Genomic DNA, 13790 nt, shown 5'->3' with positions numbered 1-13790 from the left:
GGGGTGGGAGGTCACCCCTCCCACCCCGGCGTCCGCCGTTCGTCAGGCCGTCAGGCGTCCGCGCCCTGCGCCGCGAGCGCGCGCTCCACGCCCGCGAGGTTCTCGACGACCAGGCGACGCAGCGCCGGGGCCGCGTCGGTGTGGGCGTCGAGCCAGGCCTGCGTCGCGTCCCGCAGCTCGGCGTTCGCGAGCGGCGCCGCGTACAGGCCCACGACCAGCGTCTCGGCGATGTGGTAGCTCCGCTCGGCCCACAGCGTGGTCAGCGAGGAGAAGTACTTCTCGACCAGGGGTGCCAGGACCGCGGGGTCGTTGACGTGCTGGAAGCCCTGCGTCGTGGCGCGCACGATCGCGTTCGGGGCCTCGTCCGAGTCCACGAGGGACGCGAACGCGGCGAGCTTGGCCTCGGTCGTGGGGGCCGTCGCGGTCGCGCGGGCCGCGGACTGCTGGCCCGTGGCCGTGTGGTCCTGCGCGAGCGCTGCGTCGACCTCGGCCTGGTTCGCGCGGCCCAGGAGGACGAGCCCCTCGAGGATCTCCCAGCGCAGGTCGGTGTCGATCTCGAGGCCCTCGAGGGAGACCGAGCCGTCGAGCAGGCCGCGCAGCGCGTCGGCGTGCGCGGGCGTCGAGGCGAGGTGCGCGAAGAACTTCACGAACTGGAACTGGGAGTCGGAGCCGGCCTGCGCCGACTGCGCGAGTCGCCACAGCTCGTCACCGACGACAGCGAGCGTCGCGGCCTGCTTGCCCGGTGTCACATAGGACTTCGCGGCCAGCGCGAGCTGGTTGAGCGTCGTCCGGATCGTCGTGGACTCGGTCTCGCGGGCGATGTTGCCCAGGACGAGGCGCACGTACTCGCTCGCCGGCGTCTCGCCGTCGCGCGTCGCGTCCCACACCGAGCCCCACACGAGCGAGCGTGCGAGCGGGTCGGTGATGTCCGCGAGGTGCTCCACCGCGACCGCGAGCGACGCCTCGTCGAGACGGATCTTGGCGTACGCGAGGTCGTCGTCGTTGAGCAGGACGAGCTGCGGCCGGTCGAGGCCCGCGAGCTCGGGGACCTCGGTGCGCTCGCCGTCGACGTCGATCTCGACGCGGTGCTCGCGCACCAGGTCGCCGTCGACCACGTTGTAGAAGCCGATCGCCAGACGGTGCGGGCGGATCGTCGGGTAGTCGGCCGGGGCCTCCTGCAGCACCGCGAACGACACGATGCGGCCGTGCGCGTCGAGCTCGATCTCGGGGCGCAGCGTGTTGACGCCCGCGGTCTCGAGCCACAGGCGCGCCCACGAGCCGAGCTCGCGACCGCTCGTGGCCTCGAGCTCGGTCAGGAGGTCGGTGAGCTCGGTGTTCTTGTACTCGTGCTTCTTGAAGTACTGGGCGACGCCGGCCATGAACGCGTCGATGCCGACCCAGGCCACGAGCTGCTTGAGGACCGAGCCACCCTTGGCGTAGGTGATGCCGTCGAAGTTGACCTGCACGTCCTCGAGGTCGTTGATGGTCGCGACGATCGGGTGCGTCGAGGGGAGCTGGTCCTGGCGGTAGGCCCAGGACTTCTCCATGGCCGCGAACGTGGTCCAGGCCTCGTGCCACTCGGTGGCCTCGGCGGTCGCGAGCGTCGAGGCCCACTCCGCGAAGGACTCGTTGAGCCACAGGTCGTTCCACCACTTCATGGTGACCAGGTCGCCGAACCACATGTGCGCGAGCTCGTGCAGGACCGTCACGACACGACGCTCCTTGATGGCGTCGGTGACCTTGGACCGGAAGACGTACGTCTCGGTGAACGTCACGGCGCCCGCGTTCTCCATGGCCCCGGCGTTGAACTCCGGCACGAAGAGCTGGTCGTACTTCGCGAACGGGTACGGGTAGTCGAACTTCTCCTCGAAGAACGCGAAGCCCTGACGGGTCTTCTCGAAGATGTAGTCGGCGTCCAGGTGCGGGGCGAGGGACTTGCGCGCGAACACGCCGAGCGGGATCACGCGGCCGTCAGAGGACGTGAGCTCGCTGCGCTCGACCACGTAGGGGCCCGCGACGATCGCGGTGATGTAGGTCGAGATGACCTGCGTGGGCTCGAACGTCCAGGTCGAGGCGTCCGCGGCGGAGTCGGTCGCGTGCGTCGCGGGGACGGGCTCGGGCGTGGGCGAGTTGGACACGACCTGCCAGGCGGAGGGCGCCGTGACGGTGAACTGGAACGTGGCCTTGAGGTCGGGCTGCTCGAACGCGGCGAACACGCGGCGCGAGTCGGGGACCTCGAACTGGCTGTACAGGTAGACCTCGCCGTCGACGGGGTCGACGAAGCGGTGCAGGCCCTCGCCCGAGTTGGTGTAGGCGGCGTCCGCGACGACGCGGAGCTCGTTCTCGGCGGCGAGACCGTCGAGCTGGATGCGGGAGTCGGCGACGACGCGGGCGACGTCGAGCGGCTCGCCGTTGAGCACCACCTCGTGGACGGTCGGCGCGATCAGGTCGATGAAGGTGCTCGCCCCGGCGGTCGCGGCGAACCGCACCACCGTGGTCGAGCCGAACGTCGTGGGTCCGGTCGTGAGGTCGAGAGCGACCTCGTAGGAACGGACGGTGACGACACCGGCGCGCTCGGCGGCTTCGGCGCGGGTGAGGTTCTCTCCGGGCACAACATCTCCTCAGTACGGGTCGGGCTGGCCGGGTGGGCCGCGTCGATTGTCCCACGGGGCACCCCGCGGGTCGCCGTGTTTGCCATGGCCTCCAGCCGGTCGGAATGTCCGGGTCGCCGGGCGCGTTGAGGCTGCGGGGGAGCGGGTCCGCGCCCCCTCCCGACCTTCCCACCCGCTGAGGAGACCTGCCCCGTGACTGCTGTGACGACGTCGGACACCGCCCGAGACCTGCACGAGAGCGACGCACCCGTGCGCACCGCCGACTTCTGGTTCGACCCGCTGTGTCCGTGGGCGTGGATGACGAGCCGGTGGATGGACGAGGTCTCGACGGTCCGCGACGTGAGCGTGCGCTGGCACGTCATGAGCCTGTCGGTTCTCAACGAGGGCCGTGAGCTGCCCGAGAAGTACCAGGACCTCATGGAGCGCGGCTGGGGCCCGGTCCGTGTCGTGATCGCGGCGCAGCAGGAGCACGGCGACGAGGTCGTCAAGCCGCTCTACGACGCGATCGGCACGCGCCTGCACCCGGGCGGGCGCAGCGACTTCGACGCCGTGATCGCGGAGGCGCTCGCCGAGGTCGGCCTGCCCGCGTCGCTCGCCGAGCACGCGACGAGCGACCGCTACGACGCCGAGCTGCGCGCCTCGCACGCCGAGGGCATCTCGCGCGTGGGCGAGGACGTCGGCACGCCCGTCGTGGCGTTCGGCGACGTCGCGTTCTTCGGCCCCGTCGTGACGCCCGCGCCCAAGGGCGAGGACGCGGGACGGCTGTGGGACGGGTGCGTCCTGGTCGCCTCGACGCCCGGCTTCTTCGAGCTCAAGCGCACGCGCACGCAGGGCCCGGTCTTCGACTGACCTCGGCGCACGCCCGACGGCGCATCCTCGCTCCCGCGCGAGGGTGCGCCGTTCCTGCGCCACGGGTAAGGGGGGCGGTGTCGGCCACGGTCGTGCCGAGGCCGCCGTGGCACTCGGTAGGCTCCGGGCATGACGTCGGGACAGGGGCGGGGGGCGAGCGGTCGAGGTCGTCCGGGGGGACTCCTCGACCTGTCGGCGAGCAGCTCCGGGTCCGGAAGCCGCAGGTCCGTGGTAGCGGTCGTCGTGAGCGGGCTCGTCCTGGTGGCTTTCGTGCTGTCGGTCATGCTGGTCGCGGGACGCTTCCTGAGCGTCGCCGTGCCCGCTGCGACCCGGGCCAACGACGAGATGAGCGGGCTCGACGCTCCCGCAACGGACCGTGCGCGGGCGTTCGCCGGAGAGCTCGGGCGACTGCCGGGAGTGACCTCGGTGCCCGCACCGGGCCACGTCTACCACGGCTTCCTCAGGAACCCGGGCCACGTGCTGCTCGAGGCGGTCCTCGACCACGACGCGACTCCTGAGGAGGTGGGTGCTCTCGTCCTGGCGGTGTGCGAGCGCGCGCAGGCCGAGGTGGACCTCGACGTCCTCTACTCGGCGGTACTGGACGCCGGCGGTGTCACGGTCCGGATCACGTGCCACGACCCCGGTTTCGCCCCTGCGATCACCGACCTCGTGGAGATGACGCGGTCTTCCGTGCGGTCCGGTGAGGTCGCCCGGATCGGGGTGTCGGGCGGACAGGTCGAGTGGTGGGCCGGACCGTCGCGTCTCGGTACCCACCCGCTCTGGGAGGCCGAGTGGGCGGCCGCCGCCGCCGAGCTCGGGTTCGTCCTCCGGGAGCCGGTCGAGTGATCTGAGCGGACCGGACGGGCCACCGGGCCTGACCGGCCGTGGAAGGATCGTCGCCATGGCCACCTGGAAGCAGCTCGTCGACGACGCCCCCGACCTCGCCGCCCGCGTGCGCTCCCGCTTCGAGGCCGCAGGTCGGCACGTCCTGGCGACCAGGACGCTCACGGGCTCGCCGCGCGTCAGCGGCACCGAGGTCGGGTTCTGGCGGGAGGACGTGTGGATCGGTTCCACCTCACGCTCCGGCAGGTCGATGGACCTGCTCGTCGACCCACGGTTCGTGCTCCACTCGAACCCCGGCGACGGGTCGCGGGCCGACGGGGACGTCAAGGTCGACGGGACGGTCCGCAGCGCCCCCAGGGACGACCCGGACCGCTCGGCCGTCCTGGCCGAGACCGGCGGCGCCGAGCCGTTCCAGCTCTTCTGGCTCGACCTGACCCGGGTCGTGCTCACGACGGTCGAGGGCGGCGTGACGCGGGTCGAGACCTGGCGTCCGGGCACCGGCGTGGACGTCGTGGAGCAGCGGGACTGACACCGAGGCCGGACGTGCGCGCGGCCCGGGAGGAACCGACCTCGCGTCGGGGGCATACGGGACCGATCGGACAGGGTTGCGGTTCGACCGAGGCAGGACGGCCGTGCAATGCTGCGTACTTCTGCCCCGAATCTGCGGGGTCCGAGTCCCCTGAGGAGCTGTGATGTCCGGCAACGCCCCCGTGCCTCCGCCGCCCCCGCACTCCGAGCCTGCCCAGCAGCCTCCGGTCTTCCAGCCCAGGTCGCAGCAGCCCGCGACGCAGGCCCCGCCGCCCCCTGTACCGGCCGCCCAGGACCAGCAGGCCACGGCCTACCAGCCCGTGCAGCCCGCGTACGGGCAGGACCAGGCCGCGGCCTACCAGCCGGTACAGCCCGCGTACCAGCCGCCCGCCTACCAGCAGCAGCCTGCGCAGCCCGCGTACCAGGCGCCGCCACCCGCGTTCGCGCCCGGCAGCGGCCAGCAGGCCGCCTACCAGGCGCAGCCGGTCGCCCCCCAGCCCGCGTACGCCCCGCAGCAGCCCGCGCAGTACGCGGCCCAGCCGCAGTACGCCGCTCAGCAGCCGCCGCAGCAGGCCTACCAGCCCGCGTACGCCGAGCAGCCGCCGACGGCCGCCCCGGGTGGCGGGTCGGGCACCGGCTCGGGCGGTCGCCCGGGCAGGAGCGGACGTCGGCTCAGCCCCGGGTGGATCGCCTTCATCGCGCTCGACGTGATCCTCGTCGGCATCGTCATCGCGTTCGCGATCAACCTCGCCGGAGGTGCCCCCGGCCCGGCCGCGACCGACGACCCGGGCACGTCCGCCGAGGCGCCGGCCCAGACCCCCGACGCCCCGGTCGAGAACCCGGGTCCGGTCGCGGTCACGGGCGAGTCGGTGACCAGCCCCAGCCGGAACATCACGTGCACGATCGGTGAGCAGGGCGTCTCGTGCGGCATCGCCGAGCTCGCGACCCAGCCCGCCCCGGTGGACGGGTGCACGGGCACCACGGGCTACCTGGTGACCCTCACCGCGGACGGCGTCGAGATCCCGTGCGTCCCGACCGCGGACCAGCCGAAGAAGGCGGGGGACGACGTCGCCGTGCTCGACTACGACCAGACCAAGACCGTCGGGTCGTTCACCTGCACGAGCTCGAAGTCCGGCATGCGCTGCACCGACAGCGAGACGGGCAAGGGGTTCAACGTGGCCAAGGCCGGGCTCTCCTCGTTCTGAGCGGGGCTGTGAGCGGGCCCGAGCAGGGCTGAGCGCGCGGGAGCAGGCCTGAGAGGGCCTGCTCCCCCCGGCTTGCCCGTGTCCGCCCGACGCCGCCGCCCCCGTCCGGGCGAGCGACGCACCCGGGGGAGCGACGCCGTCGGGCACGAACGAGACCCACCCGGTTGCCGTCCGCGGACACGAACCGACCACGCACCGGTCTCTGCGCCCACCGGCCGGAACGGTAGGCAGAATGGAGGGCGGAGGGAGAACGCCCCACATGCCCAAGCCCGTCCCCGGGTCCGCCCCCGCGACCTACCCCGAACCCTCGCCGGTCCGTCCCACCAAGGACGACGTCGTGCTCCACGCCCGCCATCTCGAGCAGGTGCTCGGATACCTGCGCGACGGCACCAACGTCAACGTGGTCGGCATGCGGTCCTCGGGCCGCTCGGCTCTCGTGCGCCGCGTCATCGAGAGGCTCAACGCGGGAGGAGCCTCGGTGACCCGCATCTGCGGGGTGCGTGCGCTGCAGGACCGTCCGCTGAGCGCGCTCGCCGTCGCGGGGGTGCAGATCGCCGCCACCCCCGGGCAGCTGCCGGCCCTCAGCTCCGCCGTCGGGTCCCTCGAGGTGCTGCTGTCCGCTCGTCCGTCCGTGCTCGTCATCGACGACGCCGACGACCTGGACCCCACGACGGTCGGCGCGATCGTCGCCGTCCACTCGCGCGCCCGGACACCGGTGCTCACCACGTCCCGTCCGGGCGGCCGCCGCCAGCCGGGCACGAGCGCCCTGACGGCCGAGCTGCAGCCCGGAGCGCGCGTCACCCTCGCCCCGCTGCGGTTCGAGGGGGTCCACACCCTCGTCCACGACCTGCTCGGCGGGGCGGTCGACCCGGCCACGGTCGCGCGCGTCGCGGCCAAGTCGGGAGGGCTGCCCGGCCTCGTCGCGGCCGTCGTCGACACCGGCCGCCGGGAGAACCGGATCGTCCAGCGCGACGGGCTCTGGGTCACGCGGGACAGCCTGTGGACGACCGCGATGTCACAGTCGGTCGAGCCGTTCCTCACCGACATCGACGACGCCGGGCTCGATGCCGTGACCCTGCTGTCGTTCGCCGGGACCCTGCCCCTGCGCACGGCGCAGCGCATGGTGGCTCCCGACACCCTCGCGTCGCTCGACGACGCCGGGCTGCTGCAGGTCCTGGCCGACGGCGACGAGCCGGTCGTGGGCGTGTTCCCGCCGCTCGTCGCCGAGTTCATCACCCACGAGGGGGCGACGATGCGCAACCTCCTGGCCCGGGACCGGCTCGCCGAGGTCGACCGGCACGTCGTCCCCGTGGTGCACGTGGACCGGGGCCAGGAAGCAGCAGGCGGTCCGCTCGAGGCGCGCCTGCTCGCGCAGCACTGGACCGCCGAGCGCGTCGCCCGACGGGGGGCCTGGGAGAGGAGCGCGACGCCCGCGGCAGCGGTCGCGCTCCTGGAGTCGGTCGTCCTCACCACGGGAGCCCACCACGAGGTGGAGGCCGTGCTGCAGGGCACGTCCGCCGAGGGCACGGCGCTCGATCGTGCCCGGCTCGTCGCGTGGACCGCGACCCACCACGCCCTGTCGTCGGGCACGGCCGCCGGAGCCCTGGACGGTCTCGACCAGCATCGTGGCACTCTGCCGGGCTGCGAGAGCCTGCTCGACGCGGCGGCGCTCGACGTCAGCCTCCTGGTGGGCGACGTGCCAGCCGCCGCGCTCGACGCCGCGGCCCCGCCCGCCGAGGACGAGCCAGTCGCCCGCGCGGCCCTCCTCGTGAGCCGGGCCGCAGCCGCGCTCGCTGCGGGACGCCCGGCCCGCGCCGACGAGCTGCTCGACGCCGTCCCCGACGTGGACGGGCGCCGGGAGCACGTCGCCTCGCTGCGCGCCCTGTCCAGGCTGCTGGCCTGCGACGTGCGCGGCGCCGTCGACGACGCTCTCGCCGGGGTCGAACGGGCCCGCCGCGACCTGGCTCCCGAGGCGCTGCACGAGCACGCGTACGTCGCCGGCTACGGGATGCAGCTGCAAGGTCGGGTCGTGGAGCTCGACGAGCTCACGTCGTCGGTCCTCGCGCTCGGCACGGCGCCACGGCATCTGCCGCACGTCCAGGCGGCGCTGCTGACCTTCGCCGCGAACGCGGCCGAGTGGCAGGGCCGACGCGACTACGCCCGCACCACGGCCCTGCAGGCCTCTGCCCTGCGCGGCCCCCGCGGGCCGCACCCGTGGATGTCCGCGGACCTGCTCACGGCGCTCGTGCACGACCCCGACGACGACGCGGCCGCGGACGCGATCTGGCAGGTCGCCCTGGAGCGGGCCCAGGCCGGGTTCCTCGCCGCCGCGGTCACGGCCGGCGTGCGCGCCGTCGAGCGCTCACCGTCGGCCGAGCGGGCCGCCCAGGTGTCCGCGATGGCAGCGACCTGCGACGCGCCCCTGCTCAGCCGCCTCGCCGACTACGCCGTCGCGATCGCGTCGGCCGACGAGAAGCAGCTCGCGGTGCAGGAGTCGGCACTGTACCGCGCAGGTCTGCGCCAGTTCGCCGTGCGGACCGCGGTCGCCCGGTCCGTCCTCCTGCTCGAGGCGGGCGAGGCGCGGGCCGCGCTCGAGCACGCCGACTCCGCCTGGAGCCAGGCGGGCCTGCGCGGGCGAGACCTGTGCGGGTTGTTCGCACCGCTCGACCGCGCGGTGAACCTCACGGTGCGCGAGCGCGAGGTGGCCGTGCTCGTCGCCCGCGGGTACTCGCTGCCGGAGATCGCCGCACGCATGGTGCTCAGCGTCCGCACGGTCGAGAACCACGTCTTCAGCGCCAGCCACAAGGTCGGTGCGGACGGTCGTGAGGGACTGGCGCGCGCGGCGCGCACCTGGCTCACGTGCGGCCAGCGCTGACGTCCGCGCGGGGCCTCGCCGGGGTGGTCCGGGTAGCTGCCCGCGGGCGCCCGGACCACCCGGGTCCGCGAGGGCTCAGCCCTCGCGGAGCGAGATGCCCATGCCGCCGCGCGGGTAGCGCCAGGTGAGCACCCCGGGTTCGGCCACGGCGGCGCAGGCGCCGCACTCGAAGCACGCGGCGTACTCGACGGAGATCGTCCCGTCGGCCTCCTCCGCGTAGACCTTGGCCGGGCAGATCGCGACCAGCCGTCGCGCGCACCCGGTGGTGCGGGCGAGGTCCTGGTCGAGGTGGATGTGGCTCTCCTCCTCGTCGGTCTCGTACCGGTTGCCGGCCAGCCGATCTGCCACGGTCCCGATCCTGAGCCCCCGGGTCACGGATCCAGTCGTCGTCACAGCGCACGCACCCCCGCCAGCCCGTCGGAGAACAGGTCCCGCAGGCGCACGGGCGAGCGCTTGAAGGCCCTCTTCGCCACGTCGCGCAGGTGGCGACGCGGTCTGAGGTCGTGGTTGAAGGCGCCGTACATGATGTCGGCGAGGAGCGAGCCGTACTGCTCGTACATGCGTTCGCGCTCCAGGAACGCGGGCGCCTTGGCGTAGGTCTGCATGTCCTGGCCGGCGAACGACGCGGTCAGCGCCGTCCGGTACCCCGCCAGCCCGGCCTTGGACGTGTCTCCCGCAGCCAGCGCCGCCTCGATCCCCGTGGCCGCGGCGATGCCGGAGGCCGTGGCGAGGTCCATGCCACGGACGGTCAGGCCCGTGTTGAGCGTCAGGCCCGCGGCGTCGCCCACGACGACCATGCCGTCCGTGGTGATCTCGCGGACCATGTCCAGGCCGCCCTCGGCGACCAGGTGGCTCGCGTACTCCGACACCTCGCCGCCCGCGAGCAGCGGGGCGACGAACGGGTGGGTCAGGAAGTGCTCGAACACCTCCGACGACGGCACGCCCTTGGCGACGAGGTCGTCCAGCCGCAGCACCACGCCGACCGAGATCGAGTCGCGGTTCGTGTACAGGAACCCGCCGCCGCCGATCCCGAGCGTGCAGTCGCCGACCACGGCGTAGGCCACGCCCTCGTCACCGGCGCAGTGGAACCGCTCCTCGATGGTCGCCGCGGGCAGCGAGACGACCGCCTTCACGCCGAGCGCCAGGTGGTTCGTCGGTTCCTGGGGGCGCAGGCCCGCCGCGCGCGCCAGGAAGGAGTTGACGCCGTCGGCGGCCACGACCACGTGGGCCCGCAGCTCGTCGTCGCCGGCGCGGACGCCCACGACCTTGCCGTCCTCGGTGAGTACCTCGTCGACGCGGACCCCCGGCATGAGGAACACGCCGGCCTCCTCGCACCTCTCGCCCAGCCACGCGTCGAGCCGGGCGCGCAGCACGGTCACCGCGTTCACGGGGTCGGACAGCCGCGAGTCCTGGTAGTCGATCCCGACCGACGACGTGCCGTTGAGGAACTGCACGTAGTTGCGCGTGATGCGCCGCTCGACCGGGGCCTGCGTGAGGAAGTCGGGGAAGACCTCCTCCATGACCCGCGAGTAGAGCACGCCGCCCGACAGGTTCTTCGAGCCGGGCGCCTCGCCCCGCTCGATGAGCACGACCGAGCGGCCGGCCTCGGCGAGCCGGTACGCGGTCACGCACCCGGCGACGCCGGCACCGACGACGATGACGTCGAAGTCGGGCTCGACCGCCTCGGTCGTCATGACAACGCCGCCGTGAGGGCCGGGACGACCTGGTACAGGTCGCCGACGACGCAGTAGTCGGCCTCGGCGAAGAATGGCGCGTCCTTGTCGGAGTTGATCGCGACGACGGTGCGCGCGCCACGGGCACCGACCGTGTGCTGGAGCTGCCCGGAGATCCCCACCGCGAGGTACAGCTCGGGGGAGACCTGCTGGCCGGTGACGCCGACGTAGCGGTCGTGCGTGTACCACCCGAGGCCCTCGGCGAGCGGGCGGGAGCACGCGGTCTCGGCGCCGATCGCCGCCGCGAGGGACTCGACGAGCCCGAGGTCGTCCTTGGCCTTGACACCGCGGCCGGCGGACACGATGCGCTGTGCGCGACCGAGGTCGACGACGGCACGCTCGGCCGGGCGGTTCTCGGTGACGGTGAGCGTGGGGATCGCCGAGGCCGTGACCTCGGCGATCGCGGCGCTGCCGCCCGTGGTGACGGCACCGCCGTCGACCACGACGACCGCCGGGCCGGAGACCCGGTCGGTCTCCTGCGCGATGCCGCCGAAGACCGACCGGGTCAGCTCGACGCCGTCGGCCACGACCGTCACCGCGGAGACCTGCGTGAACGCCGGGGCGCCGAGGACGGCGGCCGCGGCCCCCGCGAGTACCCGGTCCGCCGGCCGGCTCGAGGCGAGGACGACGTCCGGCTGGGCGGCCGCGACCAGGGTGGCGACCGTCGAGGAGTAGGCCTCGACGGGAGCGTCGCCCGGCTCGCCGAGCCAGGTGACGGCGTCCACGCCCGAGGCCGCGACTGCCTCTGCGACGGACCGCGTGCCGACGACGACCGCGGTGGTGCTGGTGCCCTGGGCGAGCTCGACGAGGGCGTCGATGCGGGCGTCCCCGGCGACGAGGATGTAGGTGCTGCTCATGAGGGTGTTCCTTCCCGGGAGATCGGGGTGGTCAGAGGACGTTGTCGGCGCGCAGCGCGGCGACGAGCTCGGCGGCCGCGGCCACCGGGTCGGAACCGTCGATCACGTGCTGCTTGCGCGCCGCGAGGGCGGGGCGGGCCGTGGCGACCACCGCGGTCGCGGCGACGGGTGCCGCAGGCGTGACGTCGGCGAGGGAGAGCACCTCCACGGGGCGCTTGCCGGCGGCCAGGATGTCCTTCATGCCGGGCACGCGCGGCACGACGGCGTCGGTAGCGGCCGCCAGGACGACGGGGCCCGAGGCGTGCAGCACCTGCGAGCCGGAGTCCTGCAGGCGCTCGACGACGAGGTCTCCCGCGCCGCCCGAGATCGCCGTGACGTTCGCGAGGGCCGGCCAGCCGAGCGCGCCGGCGAGGATCGCGGGCACGAGCTGCGCGCCGACGTCCTGCGAGGAGTCGCCCGTCAGGACCAGGTCGACGTCGCCGACGTGCTTGACGACCTCGGCGAGGACCGTGGCGGTCAGGGTCGGGCCCGCACCTTCGAGCGCCGGGTCCGCGACGACGACCGCGCGGTCGAACCCGCGGGACAGCGCGGACTTGCGGGCCATCGGCGACGCGACGTCGGGGCCGCCCACGCTGATGCCGACGAGCTCGGCACCCGTGGCGTCCGCGAGGCGGCGGCCGAGCTCGGCGGCGACCGGGTCGTACTCGGACACCGACGCCTTGGCGCGGCCCCAGTCGACGGTCCCGTCGGCTCCCACCGCGGCGTCCTGCGGGTTCGGTGCCCACTTGTAGGCAACGGCAATCTTCATCGTGATCCATCTCCTTGGAGGTCGCCGCGGGGTCCGCGGTCGCTGGTGGTGAGGGGGGTGCCCGTGCCCGTCGGGGAGGCGGGCGTCCCGGCCGTGCGGGGGCCGGAGCCCGCACGCCGGCCCCGGATGCCGAGGCGCAGCGCACTGGCCTCGACGAGGGTCAGGCCGCGGGTCTCGGGTGCCCACAGCACCGAGACGAGCAGGCCCAGGCCGGAGATCACGGCGCCTGCCGTCATCGTGGCGCGGGTGCCGTAGGCGGCGAGGAAGCCGGGCAGCACGTAGGTCGAGACCACGGTTCCGATGCGGCTGAAGGCCATGGCGGCCCCGACGGCGGAGGCCCGGACGTCCGTCGGGAACAGCTCGTTCGGGTACAGCCACTGCAGGTTGCCGGGGCCGCCCGAGAAGAAGGCGTACAGGGCGAGGCAGACGATCACGACGGGCATGGCGGCGGTGGGCAGGATGCCCAGGACCGCGAGCGCGACGGTCATGATCGCGAAGCTGCCGATGAGCAGCTTGCGCCGCCCCATCGAGTTCGCCCAGAACATGGCCGGGATGCACCCGACCATGAAGAACGTGCCGATGATCATCTCGCCGATCGTCGCCGTCTGGCCGGCTCCGAACCCGAACTCCGTCATGATCCGCGGCCCGAACGTGTAGATCGCGAACATGGGCACGGCCTGGCACATCCAGATCGTCCCGACGAACAGGATCTTGCCCACGTACCCGCGGCGGAAGAGCGTCGCGTACCCGACCTTCGACGTCGTCTCGGCCTCGAGCTCGACGTCCGCGCCGAAGATGCGCCGCACGATCGCGCGCGCCTCCTCGCCCCGCCCCTTGCGGGCGAGCCAGCGGGGCGACTCGGGGATGTCCCAGCGACCGATGAGGATGACCAGGCACGGCACGACGGCGCTCGCGAGCATCCACCGCCAGCCGCCGTCGACGTCCATGAGGAGGTAGCCGACGAGGAAGGCGACGTTCGCACCGAGGTACCACGCGGCCGCGACGATGCCCATGGAGATCGCGCGGTGCTTGCGCGGGGTGAACTCCGCGATGAGCGACGTCGCGATCGGGTAGTCGGCACCGATGACGATGCCGATCAGGAACCGCATGACGACGAGCATGAGCGGCGTGCCCACGAACGCGGTACCGACCGAGAGGACGGCGATCGCGACGATGTCGATGACGAACATCTTCTTGCGCCCGATGACGTCCGTCAGCCAACCGCCGACCGACGTCCCCAGGAAGAGGCCGACGAGCGCGGCCACCCCGACGACGGCCGTCCAGGTCGCGTCGAGGTCGAGCGCGGGGCCGAGCTGGATGAGGGCGACGCCGATGATGGACAGCACGTAGCCGTCGAGGAACGGGCCCCCCGACGAGAAGAGGGTGACCCGCTTGAGGAACGGGGTCATCTCGACGTCGTCGAGCATGACCCGCCCGGGGGCCGCGGTGACGACCCCCCCCCCCGTGGGGCGGCGGTGGT

Annotated in this window: 11 protein-coding genes; 5 read left to right on the top strand and 6 right to left on the bottom strand. The window is 73.4% G+C overall.

Annotated elements, in window-relative coordinates; all coding sequences use genetic code 11:
- Positions 1-50: 50 nt before the first annotated feature.
- Positions 51-2612, bottom strand: coding sequence for an aminopeptidase N (gene pepN, locus H9652_RS18260; RefSeq protein WP_191798077.1), 2562 nt, complete (start codon positions 2610-2612; stop codon positions 51-53).
- A gap of 201 nt (positions 2613-2813) precedes the next feature.
- Between pepN and H9652_RS18255 the strand changes: the two genes are divergently transcribed.
- From H9652_RS18255 to H9652_RS18235, 5 genes are all read left to right on the top strand, one after another.
- Complete coding sequence (locus H9652_RS18255) at positions 2814-3461, top strand: mycothiol-dependent nitroreductase Rv2466c family protein (RefSeq protein WP_377678508.1); 648 nt, start codon at positions 2814-2816, stop codon at positions 3459-3461.
- 228 nt (positions 3462-3689) lie between these two features.
- Positions 3690-4307 (top strand): hypothetical protein, encoded by a 618-nt coding sequence (locus tag H9652_RS18250; protein WP_191798074.1) that lies wholly within the window; start codon positions 3690-3692, stop codon positions 4305-4307.
- Between the two features lie 55 nt (positions 4308-4362).
- A complete protein-coding gene (locus H9652_RS18245; RefSeq protein WP_191798072.1) occupies positions 4363-4833 on the top strand; it encodes a pyridoxamine 5'-phosphate oxidase family protein in 471 nt (156 codons plus the stop codon).
- A 163-nt stretch (positions 4834-4996) separates the two neighbouring features.
- Positions 4997-6037, top strand: a complete 1041-nt coding sequence (locus tag H9652_RS18240) for a hypothetical protein (RefSeq protein WP_191798070.1) — start codon at positions 4997-4999, stop codon at positions 6035-6037.
- A 259-nt stretch (positions 6038-6296) separates the two neighbouring features.
- The gene (locus H9652_RS18235; protein ID WP_191798068.1) at positions 6297-8912 is read left to right on the top strand and encodes a helix-turn-helix transcriptional regulator; all 2616 of its coding nucleotides are present in this window, start codon (positions 6297-6299) and stop codon (positions 8910-8912) included.
- 75 nt (positions 8913-8987) lie between these two features.
- Here H9652_RS18235 and H9652_RS18230 read toward each other — a convergent pair whose 3' ends face one another.
- The 5 genes from H9652_RS18230 to H9652_RS18210 all read right to left on the bottom strand — a co-directional run.
- Positions 8988-9260 carry a ferredoxin family protein gene (locus tag H9652_RS18230; protein ID WP_210410911.1) on the bottom strand — a complete coding sequence of 91 codons (273 nt, stop codon included), beginning with the start codon at positions 9258-9260 and terminating at the stop codon, positions 8988-8990.
- A 41-nt stretch (positions 9261-9301) separates the two neighbouring features.
- Positions 9302-10606, bottom strand: coding sequence for an FAD-dependent oxidoreductase (locus H9652_RS18225; RefSeq protein ID WP_191798066.1), 1305 nt, complete (start codon positions 10604-10606; stop codon positions 9302-9304).
- A complete protein-coding gene (locus H9652_RS18220) occupies positions 10603-11502 on the bottom strand; it encodes an electron transfer flavoprotein subunit alpha/FixB family protein (protein ID WP_191798064.1) in 900 nt (299 codons plus the stop codon). Before H9652_RS18220 ends, H9652_RS18225 begins: the two co-directional genes overlap by 4 nt.
- A gap of 31 nt (positions 11503-11533) precedes the next feature.
- Entirely contained in the window at positions 11534-12310 is a 777-nt protein-coding gene (locus tag H9652_RS18215; protein ID WP_191798062.1) for an electron transfer flavoprotein subunit beta/FixA family protein, read from the bottom strand.
- Positions 12307-13790, bottom strand: a 1484-nt coding sequence (locus H9652_RS18210; protein WP_225228454.1) for an MFS transporter, incomplete at its 5' end; no start/stop codon positions are given. The genes H9652_RS18215 and H9652_RS18210, both read right to left, overlap by 4 nt.

It is taken from the genome of Oerskovia rustica, from assembly GCF_014836555.1.
Lineage (GTDB): Bacteria > Actinomycetota > Actinomycetes > Actinomycetales > Cellulomonadaceae > Oerskovia > Oerskovia rustica.
Note: the sequence above shows the minus strand (reverse complement) of the source record. Positions and strands in the feature narration are given on the sequence as shown.